General features: G+C 65.5%; 20 protein-coding genes. 17 read left to right on the top strand and 3 right to left on the bottom strand.

The window, feature by feature from the left end; all coding sequences use genetic code 11:
* Positions 1-633: 633 nt before the first annotated feature.
* The 11 genes from QN315_RS09685 to QN315_RS09635 all read left to right on the top strand — a co-directional run bounded on the left by QN315_RS09685 (position 634) and on the right by QN315_RS09635 (position 8,463).
* Positions 634-951 (top strand): DUF736 domain-containing protein, encoded by a 318-nt coding sequence (locus QN315_RS09685; protein WP_323989071.1) that lies wholly within the window; start codon positions 634-636, stop codon positions 949-951.
* A 195-nt stretch (positions 952-1,146) separates the two neighbouring features.
* Positions 1,147-1,347 (top strand): transcriptional regulator domain-containing protein, encoded by a 201-nt coding sequence (locus QN315_RS09680; protein ID WP_323989070.1) that lies wholly within the window; start codon positions 1,147-1,149, stop codon positions 1,345-1,347.
* 52 nt (positions 1,348-1,399) lie between these two features.
* On the top strand, positions 1,400-1,924 hold the full coding sequence (locus tag QN315_RS09675; RefSeq protein ID WP_323989069.1) for a DUF2285 domain-containing protein: 525 nt from the start codon (positions 1,400-1,402) through the stop codon (positions 1,922-1,924).
* Positions 1,925-2,197: 273 nt separating this feature from the next.
* Complete coding sequence (locus QN315_RS09670) at positions 2,198-2,452, top strand: AlpA family transcriptional regulator (RefSeq protein ID WP_182997995.1); 255 nt, start codon at positions 2,198-2,200, stop codon at positions 2,450-2,452.
* Complete coding sequence (locus tag QN315_RS09665; protein ID WP_323993262.1) at positions 2,452-3,525, top strand: replication initiator protein A; 1,074 nt, start codon at positions 2,452-2,454, stop codon at positions 3,523-3,525. The genes QN315_RS09670 and QN315_RS09665 overlap by 1 nt, the downstream gene beginning before the upstream one ends.
* Positions 3,522-4,010 carry a DUF2840 domain-containing protein gene (locus QN315_RS09660; RefSeq protein ID WP_323993261.1) on the top strand — a complete coding sequence of 163 codons (489 nt, stop codon included), beginning with the start codon at positions 3,522-3,524 and terminating at the stop codon, positions 4,008-4,010. Before QN315_RS09665 ends, QN315_RS09660 begins: the two co-directional genes overlap by 4 nt.
* The gene (locus QN315_RS09655; RefSeq protein ID WP_323993260.1) at positions 4,007-4,564 is read left to right on the top strand and encodes a S26 family signal peptidase; all 558 of its coding nucleotides are present in this window, start codon (positions 4,007-4,009) and stop codon (positions 4,562-4,564) included. Before QN315_RS09660 ends, QN315_RS09655 begins: the two co-directional genes overlap by 4 nt.
* A 1-nt stretch (position 4,565) precedes the next feature.
* Positions 4,566-4,907 carry a DUF736 domain-containing protein gene (locus QN315_RS09650; protein WP_323993259.1) on the top strand — a complete coding sequence of 114 codons (342 nt, stop codon included), beginning with the start codon at positions 4,566-4,568 and terminating at the stop codon, positions 4,905-4,907.
* Positions 4,904-5,500: a hypothetical protein gene (locus QN315_RS09645; RefSeq protein ID WP_246387741.1), complete on the top strand. Its 597-nt coding sequence runs from the start codon at positions 4,904-4,906 to the stop codon at positions 5,498-5,500. Before QN315_RS09650 ends, QN315_RS09645 begins: the two co-directional genes overlap by 4 nt.
* Positions 5,497-6,201, top strand: a complete 705-nt coding sequence (locus QN315_RS09640; RefSeq protein ID WP_323993258.1) for a lytic transglycosylase domain-containing protein — start codon at positions 5,497-5,499, stop codon at positions 6,199-6,201. The genes QN315_RS09645 and QN315_RS09640 overlap by 4 nt, the downstream gene beginning before the upstream one ends.
* A 462-nt stretch (positions 6,202-6,663) precedes the next feature.
* Entirely contained in the window at positions 6,664-8,463 is a 1,800-nt protein-coding gene (locus tag QN315_RS09635) for a DUF3363 domain-containing protein (protein WP_323993257.1), read from the top strand.
* 37 nt (positions 8,464-8,500) lie between these two features.
* Here QN315_RS09635 and QN315_RS09630 read toward each other — a convergent pair whose 3' ends face one another.
* The 3 genes from QN315_RS09630 to QN315_RS09620 all read right to left on the bottom strand — a co-directional run bounded on the left by QN315_RS09630 (position 8,501) and on the right by QN315_RS09620 (position 10,501).
* Positions 8,501-8,989: a DUF4411 family protein gene (locus QN315_RS09630; protein ID WP_323993256.1), complete on the bottom strand. Its 489-nt coding sequence runs from the start codon at positions 8,987-8,989 to the stop codon at positions 8,501-8,503.
* Entirely contained in the window at positions 8,986-10,194 is a 1,209-nt protein-coding gene (locus QN315_RS09625; RefSeq protein WP_323993255.1) for an XRE family transcriptional regulator, read from the bottom strand. Before QN315_RS09625 ends, QN315_RS09630 begins: the two co-directional genes overlap by 4 nt.
* A gap of 88 nt (positions 10,195-10,282) precedes the next feature.
* Positions 10,283-10,501 (bottom strand): helix-turn-helix transcriptional regulator, encoded by a 219-nt coding sequence (locus QN315_RS09620; RefSeq protein ID WP_323993254.1) that lies wholly within the window; start codon positions 10,499-10,501, stop codon positions 10,283-10,285.
* A gap of 130 nt (positions 10,502-10,631) precedes the next feature.
* On the opposite strand from QN315_RS09620, the gene QN315_RS09615 reads away from it, so the two are divergent.
* From QN315_RS09615 to QN315_RS09590, 6 genes are all read left to right on the top strand, one after another.
* Positions 10,632-10,925 (top strand): DNA -binding domain-containing protein, encoded by a 294-nt coding sequence (locus QN315_RS09615; RefSeq protein ID WP_182987244.1) that lies wholly within the window; start codon positions 10,632-10,634, stop codon positions 10,923-10,925.
* Positions 10,926-11,044: 119 nt separating this feature from the next.
* Positions 11,045-13,054 (top strand): conjugal transfer protein TraG, encoded by a 2,010-nt coding sequence (locus tag QN315_RS09610; RefSeq protein ID WP_323993253.1) that lies wholly within the window; start codon positions 11,045-11,047, stop codon positions 13,052-13,054.
* A gap of 9 nt (positions 13,055-13,063) precedes the next feature.
* Positions 13,064-13,510: a CopG family transcriptional regulator gene (locus tag QN315_RS09605; RefSeq protein ID WP_182987186.1), complete on the top strand. Its 447-nt coding sequence runs from the start codon at positions 13,064-13,066 to the stop codon at positions 13,508-13,510.
* Positions 13,511-13,637: 127 nt separating this feature from the next.
* Positions 13,638-14,615, top strand: a complete 978-nt coding sequence (gene trbB / locus QN315_RS09600) for a P-type conjugative transfer ATPase TrbB (RefSeq protein WP_323993252.1) — start codon at positions 13,638-13,640, stop codon at positions 14,613-14,615.
* Positions 14,612-14,944 (top strand): TrbC/VirB2 family protein, encoded by a 333-nt coding sequence (locus QN315_RS09595; RefSeq protein WP_323993251.1) that lies wholly within the window; start codon positions 14,612-14,614, stop codon positions 14,942-14,944. Before trbB ends, QN315_RS09595 begins: the two co-directional genes overlap by 4 nt.
* Entirely contained in the window at positions 14,944-15,222 is a 279-nt protein-coding gene (locus QN315_RS09590; RefSeq protein WP_323993250.1) for a VirB3 family type IV secretion system protein, read from the top strand. The genes QN315_RS09595 and QN315_RS09590 overlap by 1 nt, the downstream gene beginning before the upstream one ends.
* The last annotated feature ends 2 nt before the right edge of the window (positions 15,223-15,224 follow it).

Genomic DNA, 15,224 nt, shown 5'->3' with positions numbered 1-15,224 from the left:
GAACCCCTCGACCAAGGCCAGAAAGGCCAGCGCGGCGAGCTCAGTCCGTATCGCAGGCATGAACGCGGCTTCGGATCAGTAGGGCGAGAGGCTTTCTCCACTTCGAGGCCGGCTGCACGAACGCGACCGGACGGCATGGCGGACTCCAGAGCAGGCACTGGAACGAACGGCCATCCCTGCCGATGCGGCGGACACTGCGGCATTACCCTCCTGTCTCGCAGTCCAACGATGCCGGAAACATGGTGTCGCCTGACGCCGCGTTCTGGCGGCGGATACCATCCGATGCATCTTGCGGCAGGCAGCAGGCTCCCCCGACAACTCGCGCCCCTGTCACGGAACACGACGGACTGATCTGTCTCTCCACAGGGCTGACGGTGCCGCACACCATGGCCTCTCGATATGGCCGATCTGCCCGAAGACCGGCTTCACCTCGCCCGGCTATGGCGCAACAGCGTCCCGCAACTTTCTTCCCCTGCCGGCTGCGCCGTCATTCCGCGCGGAGCAAGAAAGTTCCGTGTCGCCGTCCTTCGCGATGCTCTGGCCCCTGCGGGGTGCGCCGCCGGTCGTCTCCGGGCTGACGATGGCCATCGAGCCACGGTGGTCGCGGCCCGATACAGCAACGGAGACACGACAATGATCATCGGTTCGTTCAAGAAGGTCGGCGAGGGCTACGAGGGCGAGATCGTCACCCTGACGCAGAAGATCCGCAACGTCCGCCTGGTGCCGGAAACCAACCGGGGCAGCGACAATGTCCCCAACTTCCGCGTGCAGATCGGAAAACTTGAGGCAGGCGCTGGGTGGATCAAGCACACCACGGACTGGCGCGAGTATCTCAGCGTGAAGCTGGATGACCCGACGCTTCCTGGTCCGATCTTCGCCAGCCTCTTCGAGGACGAGAACGGCGCCTTCAACCTGGTCTGGAGCCGCCCGCGCAGCCGCAACGGGGACTGAGTGCCCCGACGCCCCTCCCTTAACCGGGAGGGGCTTTGGCGCCGCCGGTGCGACACCGGACGCGGACCGATCCGCCCCGGAGATCGGGTGATCTTCAAAACTGGGCTTCCCCTCGGGATCGACCGCCTCGGATACTGACCGTCCGGGCAGGCGGTGCCGCCCGTTCTCATACCAATACAAACGGGGGAGGGCGTCATGCCCGGAGCAGACTGGCGAGTCCAGGCGCAGTACCAGCATCTGCGCGACGCAACGCCGGCCGAACTCGGCTGGGAATATCTGCGGCGCAATCGGTGCTACCGCGACGAGCAACGGGCATTATCCGAATTGGCGCCCGACGACCCACGGCAGGCGGCATTCGCCCGCCGCTGGGGGCCACGATTTCGCCGCCGCTCCTGACCAGCCGTTCGGCGCCCTGACCGCGCTGTGGTCGCGCCTGGTCCTGCCGACGGTGCTGACCATCCGGCCGCTCGCGCCGGGTCAGACCCTGACGCCGCGCCGCCTGGACATCCATGCCCTGTCGGAGGTGCGTCTTATCGAAACGCCCGATGGGATCTACGTCTCCTGCGTCTGCGGCGGCATCACCTGGCAGCTCTGGATGGAACGACACTGGCCCGGACAGCGCCACTACGCCTTCGACCACGCCTATGACCGTTTCACTCCGTTGCGCGCGCATGAGACCATCCGCTTCTGGCGCGTGCTCGCCGGCCTGTCCGATCCCGGCCCGTGGCACAGAATGTCCCGGCAGTCCCTCGACCGCCATATCCTCGCGCTGCGCGTGGCCGACGCCCGCGCCGCTGGCGTCGGCGAACGCGTCATCGCCGAATTGCTGCTCGGCCAGCCGGTTGCCCGGTCCGCCGACTGGCCCGACCTGCCGGTACGGGCTCAGTTCCGCCGCCTCGAAAGGCTGGCGAACCGCATGATCGCGGGTGGCTATCGCGACCTCATGGGCTATCCGCTGTCCCGCCGCGTCTGAACACGGCATTTCCCCATCGCCTGCCATCGCGTCGCGTCTCCACGCATTGCCTTCCGGCAGCGGAGCAGAAAAGCCCCGCTGCCGGAAGGGATTTTCATGCCGATGCGGCAAGCGGCGGTCTTCGGCTGGCGAAACGGACGGATGTCCGTTTTGTTCCATGGACGTTTTTGTCAGCGACAAAAACGTCCATCCCCGGGCCGCCGATTGTCCAGCAGCCTCTCTCCATGCGCGCCGATGTCCCGATCCGGCGCGTCAAGAGAGGGAGATTTTGTCATGACGGAAACGCCACGTCTGATGCGTGTCCGCGAGGCCGCCCGGTTCCTCGGAATCGCGGTCCGCACGCTGGAAAAGCATCGCACCTACGGCACCGGCCCGCTCTACCGGAAGGTCGGGGGCCGGGTGCTCTACGCCGTCGAGGACATGATGGCCTGGACCGCCGAGGGCGCGCGCCGCTCGCCCTCGGACAAGACGTCCAGCCGGGTCTTTCCGGCCCGGCCGCTCACCCCGGAAGAGCGGGAGAGCCTCTGATGCGCGGCGAGGAAAGCTGGAAGGAGCCCGACCGCCGCTTCGTGATCAGCGGTCCCGCCCGCCCGCGCGATCTGCGCGACCTCATGGAGCGGCCATTCTTCGCCCTCGGTAAAATTCCCCGGCACACGCCCATCCATTACCGAGCGGGCTACACCGAGGTGAATGTCATCCCGAATGAAACTGTCGGCATGGCGACCATCTGGGACGCCGACGTGCTGATCTGGCTGGCGGGCCAGATCGTCGACGCCCTCAACCACGGTCTCTGGGTATCGCGCCATGTGCGCTTCACGCCCTGGCGGTTATTCGCCGATCTCGGCTGGGCGGACGGCGCGCACCAGTACCGGCGCTTCCACGGCGCGCTGGCCCGCCTGGCGGCGACTACGGTGACGACGACAATCCGTAATGGCCCGAATTGGCAGGAGAAGCCGTTCACCTGGGTCAGTGACGTGCGCGTCTCCAACGACGGTGGCGTCGCGCTGACGCTGCCGGAATGGTTTCTCGATACCATCACCGAGCCGACGCGCGTGCTCACCGTCGATCCGGCTTATTTCCGTCTGCGCGGCGGCGTCGAACGCTGGCTGTACCGGATCGCCCGCAAGCATGTCGGTCGGCAGAGGGGGCAGTGGCTGTTCGAGACGGCGTTCCTGTATTCGAAATCCGGGAGCCTGATGCAACGGGGCGATTTCGCGTCGGCGATCAGAAAAATCGCCGGAAATACGGCCTTCCCGCGCTACCGTTTCGCGGTGTTCGTTTCTCGCGGCGTGGAATATCTGCGGATTGAAGCAACGGCACAATCCACCGGACCTGTGGACAAGCCTGTGCGGCGTCCCGTTGCAATAAATGTGGACAGTACCGTTGGATTACGCGACGGCATACCGTTGGATCGTTCTGAAAACCCCCATGCAACGCCTTGTCACATAACGGAATCCGACAGTCGAAACTTAGTACATAACTTAAAGAGTCTTGATAGATGTAGGGAATTGCGGTTTTTCGCGCACCGCATTTCCGGTCGCGGAGACAAGCGAAAAAAGGCTCAGGAAGCGGTCGCGGATCGCGGGGCCGGTGTCCCATGACTGCCGGTTCTTTTCGGCCGACGGACCATGCGCTCACCACCGTCGAACTGACCTGGATCGAAAAGCGCATCGAGCATTGGGTCCGCTTCGGCCATCCAGCCGAGGACCGGATCCTCGACCGGCGGCGCCGGCTGATGAGCTTCGCGCCGGACAGCGTGTTCGCCTTCATCCGGTGGGCCGCGAACGATTTCGGAACCGTGGTGTCCTGTATCGACATCGTGCGCGCGGTCGGGGCTCAGGAAGCCTGCCAGACCGTGCCCTTCGTGCGTCCCGGCGGCGAGAGCCTGCTGCGCCAGAGCGGCTGGCCGAAGGTGCGCCGGGTGTTGGAGGCCATCGACGGCGTCGAGGCGCTGGGCATCGACCCGGCCATCGCCTGTCCCGATCACTGGCGGCATCTCCATCACCGTCTGACGGCCCGCCAGGAACCGCGACCCTACACGCCGGAACGCCATTCGGCCTGGCTGCGCCGGAGGGAAGCGTCATGACCCGGCGCGGCTGGTTCTTCGCCACCTATTTCGCCGTGCTTGGCGTCGGCGCCTCAATGGCGGTCCACCCCGTCCCGCGCCTGGTCTGGAACGCCACGGCGAGCGTTCCGGTCGGCCTGTATCGGCTGCGTCCCGATCCCGCGCCGCGGGTCGGAGACATCGTCGCCCTGCGGCTGCCGGACGTCCCGGCGATGCTGCTGGCCCGGCGCGGCTACCTGCCGCTCGGCGTTCCGTTGCTCAAGCCGGTGGCCGCGATTGCGGGGCTGATCGTCTGCCGGTTCGGCCCGCAGGTCATAATCGACGGAACGCCCGCCGGTGACGCGAAACCTGTCGATCATCGCGGCCGTGCGCTGCCCGTCTGGCAGGGCTGCCGGCGTCTCGATCCCGGCCAGGTCTTCGTCATGAACCCGGCCGAGCCGCGCAGCCTTGACGGGCGGTATTTCGGTCCGCTTCCCGTCTCGGCCGTCATCGGGCGGGCGACGCCGCTCTGGCTGCCGTCCGGGCCGGAAGGTGCCGTCGGACCTTCCTTCTCTCTCTCTGCGAAAGGACGTTGAGATGACCCAGATCGGCTTCTTCACGCGCGTTGCCGGCGGCTTTGCCGGCCGACTGCGCACGCTCTCCCTCGACGCGGAACTGACCTTCGTGCCGGCGGAGACCAGCGGCGCCGAACACGCGCCGGATTATCGCATCCATCTCGGGGACAACGACAGCGGACCGGAGGTCGGGGCGGGCTGGAAACGGATCGGCGAACGGGCTGGCGAGTATATCTCCGTCGCCCTGGACGATCCCGTTTTCATGCAGCCGATCCGCGCCACGCTGTTCCAGACCGGGCGCGGCAAGAGCGAATGGCAACTGGTCTGGAACCGTCCCGCAAAACGTCCGGGAGGTCGGGAATGACCGCCCGGCCGCTTCGGATCGGCTATGCCGACCCGCCCTATATCGGCTGCGCGCATCTCTATCGCCACCAGCCCGATTATGCTGGCGAGGTCGATCATGTCATGCTGATCGAACGTTTGGAACGCGACTATGACGGCTGGGCTCTCCATGCCGGTGCGACGCCGGAGTCCTTCGCCGTGCTGGCACCGCTGGTCGCGACAACGGGGGCGCGCTGGATGGCCTGGGTGAAGGGCTTTGCCGCCTTCAAGCGCAACGTGCCGGTGGCTTATGCGTGGGAGCCGGTGATCGTCAAACCCGTGCGCAAGCCCGTCGTCAGCCACCGCCTCGTGATGCGTGATTGGATCCAGGAAAGCATCACGCTGCGGCGCGGGCTGACAGGCGCGAAGCCGCAAGCCGTCTGTCATTGGCTGTTCGAGATGCTCGGCGCGCGTCCCGAAGATGAACTGGACGATCTGTTTCCCGGCACTGGCGCTGTCACGGATGCATGGCGCGTATGGCAGCGGAAATTTCTGTTGCCCGGAGACAGTACGTCATCGTCTGCGCCACGCTCACCCCGCCAGAAGCAGAAGGACGGACAGGGGCGGTCGCCATGAAGCGCCGTTCTCTTATCGGCAGCGTGCTCATGCTCTTCCCGGCCGTTGTCCGCGCACAGGATTTCGATGGTTTCGTGCGTCAGGCGGCGGAGCGGAATGCGATCCCGCCCGCATGGGTTCGGGCTGTCATCACCGCCGAGAGCGGGGGCGACCGTGGCGCGATTTCGGGTGTCGGCGCCATGGGGCTGATGCAGCTTATGCCCGACACCTGGCGGGTACTCCGGCACGATCTCAACCTGGGTGCCGATCCCTTCGATCCGCATGATAATATCGTGGCCGGGACAGCCTATCTGCGATGGCTGCGCGACCGCTATGGCGATGCGGGTTTCCTCGCCGCCTACAATGCCGGTCCCGCCCGCTATGACGAACATCTGGCGACTGGTCGTCCGTTGCCCGGCGAGACGGTTTCCTATGTCGCGCACGTTCGGACCCTGATCGAAAACCCGGCGTCTTTTCCTTCGGAATTGGTCTTGAAAATCTTCGCGGATTGGAGGGCGGGATCGCTTTTTGTCGGAGCAAAAGCGGCTTCGGAATCGTTCATGCCGGTTGCAGTTTCCGTGTCGCAAAGGGCCGTATCTCCTCATCCCTTTCCGGCCGAATTTTTCGCGGCCCGCGATGGTTTCCGGCGCCCCGATTTCTTCGTCTTCCGCGGCGCGCCGGAGCAGGGTGGCGACGTGCGGACAGGAGTCATGAAACCATGAGCACAGGACGGGGGAGAAGGAGAAGGGGCAACGGCAAGATTAAAGGGCGCGGCACTCCGTCCGGCCCGAACCTGCGGTTTTGTCTGTCTGCACATGGGGTTGGGGTCTTGCATTGCGGCACTGTCGATTTTTCGCGTGGAGTGCGCCTGTTTTTCGGAAACTGGCCGTATTCCGCGCTTCCGCACGGCACTGTGCGGAAAACAGCGGTGAATTGCGGTGTCGGCCATGTCTTCTGACGACGACACACGCTTCCAGGTCCGGCCCGGTCGCATCCGTGGCAAGGGCGTGGGAAAGACCCGGAGTTTCCTGTCGTGGATGCGCGCAACCGTGCGGCGGTCGGGCAGCTCGCGGCCGTTTCGAAATCATGCTGCGTCTGGCCCGAATACGCCTGGTGGTCCCGGCGGTGCCGCCCCACGTCGCGGCGGTCGATCCGGCGTCCGGAAGGGACGCGGCGCGGCCTTCGTGCGGGCGCGTCACATCGCGGGCTGGACCCATCAGAATCCCGGCAGTCGCCGCGTCATCGTCAAGTCGCGCATGATCCGCACGCCCGGCCGCGACGGCAGGGCGCGTGCCCATTTGAAGTACATCCAGCGCGACGGCACCTCACGCGAGGGCGCACGGGGGGAGCTCTATGGCCCGGAGGTCGATCGCGCCGATGGCGACGCCTTCCTCGAACGCGGGCACGATGACCGGCATCAGTTCCGCTTCATCGTCTCGCCTGAGGATGCCGAGCAGATGCAGGATTTGACCGCCTTCACGCGGGATCTGATGACCCGGATGGAAGCCGACCTCGGCACGAAGCTGGACTGGCTGGCGGTGAACCATTTCAACACCGGCCACCCGCACGTCCATATCGTCATCAACGGCCGCGACGAACAGGGTGACGATCTGGTGATCAATGGCGACTATATCACCCAGGGCGTGCGCGAGCGGGCGAGCGAACTGGTGACGCTGGAACTCGGCCCCGAGACGGTCCTGGAACAGCGGCGCAAGCTGGAGGCCATGGTCGAGCAGGACCGTTTCACCCGGATCGACCGGCAGTTGCTCGCGTTGGCGGAAGATGGCCCGATCGACATGCGCGGCGACCAGGGCGGCGATCATGTTCTGCGCCTGCGGCGGCTCACCAAGCTGGAGCGGATGGGCCTCGCCAACCAGGCCGAGCCGGGCGTCTGGCAGCTTGCGCCGGAGACAGAGAAAACGCTGAGGGAACTCGGCGAGCGCGGCGACATCATCCGCGCCATGAACCGGGCGATGCGCGAGCAGGGCCGCGCCTCCGATCCTGGCCTGTTCGTCTTCCATGACGCGGCCTCGCGCGTGACGGTGGAGGGGCGCCTGATCGACCGCCATCTGGCCGACGAACTGGGCGAGGCGATCGGCCTGGTCATCGACGGCGTGGATGGGCGCACGCACCATGTGACCGGGATCGATCCGGCCGCGCTGGAGGGCATGCGCACCGGCAGCATCGTCGCGGTCGGCCCGGAGGTCGTCGGCCCCCGGTCGGCGGACCGGGAGATCGTGGCGGTCGCGGGGCAGGGCGGCGTCTATCGTGCTGACGTCCATCTCGCCCGTGCGCAGGCTATGCCGCGCATTCCGGGTGGCGATGCGGACGCCTATGTCGCCTCCCATGTGCGCCGCCTGGAAGCCTTGCGCCGCGCCGGCATTGCAGCGCGGATCGAGGACGGCGTGTGGCAAATCCCAGCCGATTATCTCGACTGTGCGGCCGCCTACGATATGGCCCGCGCGCGCCGGCTGTCCGTTCGGGTTCTCTCCAACCTCGATCTCGACGCCCAGGTCACCGCCGATGGCGCGACCTGGCTGGATCGCGGGCTGGTGGCGCGCGAGGCGTCGAACGTGGTGGATGCCGGGTTCGGCCATGAGGTAATCGCGGCGCGACAGCGGCGGCAGGAGAGGCTGGTCGAACGGGGGGACGCCTGGCGGGACAAAGAGGGGAAGGTCCGTTACCGCAAGGGGTTGCTGGCGACGCTGGAACGGCGGGAACTGGACCGTGTCGGCCAGGAGATGGGGGCATCACGCGGGACGTCGTACCGCGCCATGGCGGAGGGGGAGAAAATGCGCGGCACGCTGAAGGAAAAGGTCCGGCTGGCGAGTGGAACCTACGCTCTGGTCGAGAACGCGCAGGAATTCGTGCTGGTGCCCTGGAGGCCGGTGATCGACCGCCGCATCGGGCAGGAGATTTCCGGCGTCATGCGGGCCGGGACGATGGACTGGCAGTTGGAGCGTGCGAGAGGGATTGGGTTATGACCCGGATTTCCAGATGTAACTGCTGACCGCAATCGATCTACTTGATCGAGAATTTCAGTTCTCGGTAAAGTACGAAATCGTTAATGCAACGCACACCGAATGTGGTGCAGATGTCAGGAATTTTTCTTTTCGACCGAGTTACGCTCGGTTTGGAATTTTCCTTCGTGACGACAACGCGGTTGGGTTTCATGATAGCGGCGGCAACCAAAAACGGGTCGCGCCCAATTTGTTCCAGTTCCACATCGTTCAGGTCGGGAGCATAGCCCTGTGCCACTACACGCTGCACAGTTGCAAGATCCGAGGTCTCTTTAAGGACGAGAGCATCCTTGACGGTCTGTTGCCTTAGCCATTCAGCTAATAGACCGTTAGAAGGGGCGACTTCATCATAGATTTCTCGAGGCGTCTTAATCCTGTTTCGCTCTGCCATTACGAGCAACCATTCCCAGAATTGGGGAATTCTGTCGACCGGATAGTAGTCTTCGTGCGCGCGGATCAGGACATTTGCATCAAGGAGATAGAGATTCATGCGGCGTGGCTTCGTTCTTGCAGAAGAAGATCCACGGACGTAGGTCTCACGCCAAGAATTTTGGCGGCTCTGGTATGAGTCAGAATTTCGCCCTGTAGCGCGCGACGCACCACATTCAGAAGGCTGTTTCCCAGGCGATGTCGTCGAATCATGTAGTAGCTCGGGCCGCCGCCATCAGGTGTCGACGGACGCTTCTTCTGGTCACGCCATCGTGCGGCAAAAATCAGGAACACCGCCGCCGCAACTTCGCTGGAAATCTTGCGCATGCTGACAAGGCGATAGGTTACCACGGCCTGACTTACGTTCCAGGTCTCGGCAATACGCGCGGTTGCCGCAATGACCGTTTCAGCATCGGCTTCATCTAGATCAGGGAGTTGCGCGTCAGCTTCATTCGGTAGCAGGAACTCTCCTGCAACCTTATTGCAAAATCGCTCGATCGCATTCTCGGATGTCCATCCAAGGGGACCGCTGATGCCGCTTGCACCAATCCAGATATGCGCCAGTTCATGCATCAGGGTAAAGGCGCGTGCAGGAGCTGCATCGTTGTCATTGATGACGACAAAAGGCGCGACGTCATCGGCCAGGGCGAAGCCACGGAATACGTCTTCGCCGATATCCGAATGATGCGAACCCAGGTCGCCCAGAAGCAGGATGTAAATACCGATCTTTTCGGCCGCTGCACGAAGCAGCGTGAACAGCGCGACAGAGTCCCTGGCAGCCTTTTGTTCCCCTGGGGTGATAGCCAGCGCGGCCCGGATGGCAGAGACGACGGCTTGCGTGCCCTGCTTCATGGTAGCCGAACCGACGATGGGAAGAGGTAGACCTTCGTCTTCGTCTTCCAGCACCTCTCGCAGCATCTGTTGCCGGGCTTTGACATCTCTTACCAGAGTATCGAGCAGCGCATTCTCACGAGCTGATCCTCTGGTTCCGGAGACGGTGCGGAAATCCTCTCCACGTTCACCGCGTTGTGGCGGGGCAGGCAGATAAAACGACACGAGCGGACGACGGTAGGCTGTAACGGCTTTCTGGAGCAGCGAGTCGGTCAGAGGACGTTCGCCATGTTCGATCGAGCGCAGTTTGTCAGCGGCCGTCTGCTTTGCGCTATTCTTCAGGGCAAGCTTCTCGGCTGCCTCCTCAAGGGATAGCCCCGCGGTCTCCCGCGCCCAGGTCATCATCCCTGGATTGATATGCACTGCCTGTGCCATTGGCTCCCGAAGTCGTTGTGCCGCTCTGTAACGTGCAATCGTAATGTGGTGTGACTCTCGTGCCAAGCACCGAAACGCGAGCCGCTTCTCACCGTCTTGCACGAACGTCCAGCAACTCACCAGGCTCTACATTGAGAGCCATAGCGATCTTGCCGAGAATGGTGACACTAGCCGAAACACGCGCGCGCTCGATCGAGCCGATATAGCGGGCGCTGAGACCGGTCATCTCGGCAAGCTCTTCCTGCGTCAGATCGCGGTCATGGCGGATGCGCCGCAGATTGGCCGCCATGACGTCCTTGAGGTCCATGCCCCATGGGTGCGGGTAGGGGAACGATCATTCTAGGAACGATCGTTCCTATTCGTCTTGCGCCGCGGGAACTTTGACCGCACGATGCGTAGAGCGACCAGTCGACCATGGGGTGCCCCTCGTGCAGGATATCACGCCGACCCAGGACAGGCCTGATCCCGCGATCGCCGCCGAGGCCCCCGGCGGCCCGGCGCTGACCGCCTACGACCACCTCCATCACGTGACCTACCTGCGCCTGCTCGACGCGGAGGCGGACGGCGCGGATTGGCGCGAGGTCGCGCGGATCGTGCTCGGCCGCGATGCGGCTGCGGACGAGCCCGGCGCGCGCCGCTGCTGGGACTCGCACATGGCGCGGGCGCGCTGGATGCGCGATGTCGGTTACCGCCAGCTGCTGACCATACCGGGTGGTCGAACGGCGCACTGAGCGCGCCCGTCCTATTCCCTATCCTTTCGCCGCCGGTTGCCGCACAGGCGCGGAATCCGCTTGCGGAAATCCCCGCCTTTCCTTCGCTGACGGAGAGGTGTCCTGTCAGGGAGGGAAGCATGTCCGCCACGCGCGTGCTCTGGGGCCAGGTGATCCTGGTCCTGACGATTGTCCTCCTGTTCTGGTGGGCCGCGACGGAATGGACCGCCTGGCGGCTGGGCTTCCAGCCCGCGCTGGGGCGGCCCTGGTTCCTGCTGGACCAGCGCTGGCCGGTCTATGCCCCGCCGCTGTTCTTCTGGTGGTGGTACGAATTCGATGCCTACGCGCCCTCGGTGTTCGTGCGGGGGGCGCGGATCGGCGTTGCCGGCGTTATCCTGGCGGTGATCGTCGCGTTCGCGCTATCGATCTGGCGGGCGCGGGAACGGCGGCGGGTGGAAACCTACGGTTCCGCCCGCTGGGCCAGCCGGCAGGAGGTTGCCGGGGCCGGGCTGCTCGGCCCTGACGGACTGGTGCTGGGACGGTATCGCCGCGCCTACCTGCGCCATGACGGCCCCGACCATGTGCTGTGTTTCGCGCCGACGCGCAGCGGCAAGGGCGTCGGGCTGGTGATCCCGACCCTGCTGACCTGGCCCGGCTCGGCGATCGTCCATGACATCAAGGGCGAGAACTGGGAGCTGACGGCGGGTTTCCGTGCCACCTTCGGCCGCGTGCTGCTGTTTGACCCGACCAATCGGGCGTCCGCCGCCTACAATCCGCTGCTGGAGGTCCGGCCGGGCGAATACGAGGTCCGTGACGTCCAGAACATCGCCGACATCCTGGTCGATCCCGAGGGGGCGCTGGAGCGGCGCAACCATTGGGAGAAGACCTCCCATTCCCTGCTGGTCGGCGCGATCCTGCATGTCCTCTATGCCGAAGCGGACAAGACGCTGGCCGGGGTGGCCAAATTCCTGTCTGACCCGCAGCGCTCGATCGAAGCTACCCTGGCGGTGATGATGCGCACAAATCATCTCGGGACAAAGGGGCCGCATCCCGTCGTCGCCTCGGCGGCACGGGAATTGCTGAACAAGTCGGACAATGAGCGCTCCGGCGTGCTGTCCACCGCCATGTCGTTCCTCGGCCTCTATCGCGACCCTGTGGTCGCTCACGTCACAAGCCGCTGCGACTGGCGGATCGCGGACCTGGTTCAGGGCGACCGGCCTGCCTCACTCTACCTCGTCGTGCCGCCCTCGGACATCAGCCGGACCAAGCCGCTGATCCGGCTGGTGCTGAACCAGATCGGCCGCCGGCTGACCGAGGATCTCGACGCGGCGGGGAAGCGCCGGCGCCTGCTGTTGATGCTCGACGAATTTCCCGCTCTGGGGCGGCTGGATTTCTTCGAGAGCGCGCTGGCCTTCATGGCCGGCTACCGCATCCGGGCCTTCCTGATCGCCCAGTCGCTGAACCAGATCGAGAAGGCCTATGGCCCCAACAATGCGATCCTCGACAACTGCCATGTCCGGGTCAGCTTCGCGACCAATGACGAGCGGACTGCGAAACGGGTGTCCGACGCGCTCGGCACGGCGACCGAGCAGCGGGATGCTACGAATTACGCCGGCCACCGTCTCTCGCCCTGGCTGGGACACCTCATGGTCTCCCGCCAGGAGACGGCACGGGCCCTGTTGACGCCGGGCGAGGTGCAGCAGCTTCCCGACAATGAGGAACTGGTCATGCTCGCCGGCTGCCCGCCGATCCGCGCGCTCAAGGCTCGCTATTACGACGATCCGCGTTTCCGGGAGCGCATCCTGCCGCCGCCCGATCCCGCCGTCTGCGGGAAAGGGGAGGCCACTTGTGTCGCCGATGCCTGGGCGGGGGTCAGCGTGGCACCTGATCCGGTGGGCGCGTCAAACGAGGAACCCGCTTCCACACAGGGAACGACCAAGGGCGCCGACACCGACGGCGGGATCCGGCGCGAGCCGGACCTGCCGGAGCACGAGGATATCGCACCGGAGCGGCCTGACCCCGCCTGGGAATTCGATCTCCCTGACGACGAGCAGGACGCCGAGGCGCGCCGGACGGCGGAATGGCTCCGGACGCAGCGGGGTATCGCGCGCCAGGCCGGCATGGATCCGGCCGACGGGCTGGGCTTGTAGGGGGCCATCATGCAGAAGCGCAGCCGACGCCTGAACATCTATTTCGATCCGGACATCCTCAAGCAACTAGAAGCGCGCGCCGCGCGGCGGGATCTCTCGAAATCGGCGCTGGTCGAGACCGCCGTGCTGTCCTTCCTGACGGATGACGCCGCTGAACGGCAGGAGGCCGCGACGTCGCGGCGGCTGGACCGCATGTCGCGCCAGATCGCCGGACTGGAGGAGGACATCTCCATCCTGGCGGAGACCCTGACCCTGTTCATCCGCTTCTGGCTGACCAGCACCCCGCCGCTGCCGGAGAGCGCGCGGGCCTCGGCGCGGGCGATGGGGCTGGAGCGGTTCGAGGGGTTCCTGACCGCGCTGGAGCGGCGCCTGGCGACCGGCGACCGATTCCTGCGCGAGCGCTCGCGTGACATCGCCGCACGGCAGGGGGCAGCGGACAGCGACCCAACCGAATAGCTGTCCATGTCCTACCCGAACGCCGCATCCACCGAATTCGTTGTTGCGGGCCAATAAATCTGCCCCTTTCTAATCATCCCCGTCGTCGTCCGGAACCGCCGGACGATCCGAACGGACGGGGACGCGCATGCCGGTCACAGCAATCGAAAACAGTGTCAGGACACGCGGCATGGCCATGCTGCGGACGGCGATGGGGCCGGCTATCGCAACACACCTCGCCGATCCTTCCGTGGTCGAGGTGATGCTGAACCCGGACGGGCGGCTGTGGGTCGACCGTCTGTCCGAGGGGCTGGCGGACACGGGCGAAACGGTGAGTGCCCCCGACGCCGAGCGCGTCGTCCGTCTGGTGGCGCACCATGTCGGCGCCGAGGTGCATGAGAGCGCGCCGCGCGTATCGGCCGAGCTGCCGACCGGTGAGCGGTTCGAGGGTCTGCTACCTCCGGTTGTGGCTGCGCCGAGCTTTGCGATCCGCAAGCCCGCCGTCGCGGTGTTCACCCTCGATGATTACGTCGCCGCCCGGATCATGACGGAAGGCCAGGCGAAGTTCCTGCACCGGGCGGTCGCGGAGCGGCGGAACATCCTGGTCGCGGGCGGCACGTCGACTGGCAAGACCACCCTGGTCAACGCTCTACTCGCTGAGGTCGCCAAAACCGACGATCGGGTAGTGCTGATCGAGGACACCCGCGAATTGCAATGCGCGGCGCCCAACCTGGTGGCACTGCGTACCCGCGACGGCGTGGTGTCCCTCTCCGACCTCGTCCGTTCGGCGCTGCGCCTGCGGCCCGACCGAATTCCGATCGGCGAGGTGCGCGGCCCCGAGGCGCTCGACCTGCTCAAGGCGTGGGGCACCGGCCATCCCGGTGGCATCGGCACGCTGCATGCCGGCACCGCGATTGGCGCGCTACGCCGGCTCGAGCAACTGATCCAGGAAGTCGTGGTCACCGTGCCACGTGCCCTGATCGCCGAGACCATCGATGTGATCGCCGTGCTGTCCGGGCGGGGCAGCACCCGCCGCCTGTCCGAACTCGCCACGGTCGACGGGCGTGATCCCGCGACCGGCGATTATCGCATCCATCCAATCCAGACCGACGGAGAATCCCGATGATCCAGTACAGTCCCCGTGTGCGGCAGCACGTTGCTACGATCGCGTCCGCCGCTCTGCTGACGGTGGTGTTCGGTTCCAGTGCCTGGGCGTCGGGCTCCGGCATGCCGTGGGAGCAGCCGCTGACCCAGATCCTGGACTCGGTGCAGGGACCGGTGGCGAAGATCGTGTCGGTGATCATCATCACCGTGACCGGCCTGACCCTGGCCTTTGGCGAGACCTCGGGCGGATTCCGCCGGCTGATCCAGATCGTGTTCGGCCTGTCCATCGCCTTCGCGGCGTCGAGCTTCTTCCTGTCCTTCTTCTCCTTCGCCGGCGGGGCGCTGATCTGATGGCCGCCGGATATGAGGACGACGCGGTGCCGGGATTCCATGTCCCGGTGCATCGTTCGCTGACCGAGCCGATCCTGCTCGGTGGTGCCCCGCGCGCGGTGGCGATCGCCAACGGCACGCTGGCCGCCGCGATCGCGCTGGGCCTGCGGCTGTGGCTGATCGGGGCCGTCTTCTGGATCGTCGGGCACAGCCTGGCGGTGTGGGGGGCAAAGCGCGATCCGCTGTTCGTCGAGGTGGGACGGCGGCATCTCCGCTATCCCGCCTGGATGCGGGCATAGGG

This window comes from Nguyenibacter sp. L1, from assembly GCF_035199985.1.
In the GTDB taxonomy this organism is placed as follows: domain Bacteria; phylum Pseudomonadota; class Alphaproteobacteria; order Acetobacterales; family Acetobacteraceae; genus Gluconacetobacter; species Gluconacetobacter vanlangensis.
Note: the sequence above shows the minus strand (reverse complement) of the source record. Positions and strands in the feature narration are given on the sequence as shown.

Bases quoted from the DNA above. Each gene is read 5' to 3' on its own strand.
- QN315_RS09620 (WP_323993254.1), bottom strand. From the start codon at position 10,501: ATGGACCTCAAGGACGTCATGGCGGCCAATCTGCGGCGCATCCGCCAT.
- QN315_RS09650 (WP_323993259.1), top strand. From the start codon at position 4,566: ATGACCCAGATCGGCTTCTTCACGCGCGTTGCCGGCGGCTTTGCCGGC.
- trbB (WP_323993252.1), top strand. From the start codon at position 13,638: ATGCCGGTCACAGCAATCGAAAACAGTGTCAGGACACGCGGCATGGCC.
- QN315_RS09680 (WP_323989070.1), top strand. From the start codon at position 1,147: ATGCCCGGAGCAGACTGGCGAGTCCAGGCGCAGTACCAGCATCTGCGC.
- QN315_RS09595 (WP_323993251.1), top strand. From the start codon at position 14,612: ATGATCCAGTACAGTCCCCGTGTGCGGCAGCACGTTGCTACGATCGCG.
- QN315_RS09660 (WP_323993261.1), top strand. From the start codon at position 3,522: ATGACTGCCGGTTCTTTTCGGCCGACGGACCATGCGCTCACCACCGTC.
- QN315_RS09640 (WP_323993258.1), top strand. From the start codon at position 5,497: ATGAAGCGCCGTTCTCTTATCGGCAGCGTGCTCATGCTCTTCCCGGCC.
- QN315_RS09665 (WP_323993262.1), top strand. From the start codon at position 2,452: ATGCGCGGCGAGGAAAGCTGGAAGGAGCCCGACCGCCGCTTCGTGATC.
- QN315_RS09605 (WP_182987186.1), top strand. From the start codon at position 13,064: ATGCAGAAGCGCAGCCGACGCCTGAACATCTATTTCGATCCGGACATC.
- QN315_RS09685 (WP_323989071.1), top strand. From the start codon at position 634: ATGATCATCGGTTCGTTCAAGAAGGTCGGCGAGGGCTACGAGGGCGAG.
- QN315_RS09590 (WP_323993250.1), top strand. From the start codon at position 14,944: ATGGCCGCCGGATATGAGGACGACGCGGTGCCGGGATTCCATGTCCCG.
- QN315_RS09630 (WP_323993256.1), bottom strand. From the start codon at position 8,989: ATGAATCTCTATCTCCTTGATGCAAATGTCCTGATCCGCGCGCACGAA.
- QN315_RS09670 (WP_182997995.1), top strand. From the start codon at position 2,198: ATGACGGAAACGCCACGTCTGATGCGTGTCCGCGAGGCCGCCCGGTTC.
- QN315_RS09645 (WP_246387741.1), top strand. From the start codon at position 4,904: ATGACCGCCCGGCCGCTTCGGATCGGCTATGCCGACCCGCCCTATATC.
- QN315_RS09655 (WP_323993260.1), top strand. From the start codon at position 4,007: ATGACCCGGCGCGGCTGGTTCTTCGCCACCTATTTCGCCGTGCTTGGC.
- QN315_RS09610 (WP_323993253.1), top strand. From the start codon at position 11,045: ATGTCCGCCACGCGCGTGCTCTGGGGCCAGGTGATCCTGGTCCTGACG.
- QN315_RS09625 (WP_323993255.1), bottom strand. From the start codon at position 10,194: ATGGCACAGGCAGTGCATATCAATCCAGGGATGATGACCTGGGCGCGG.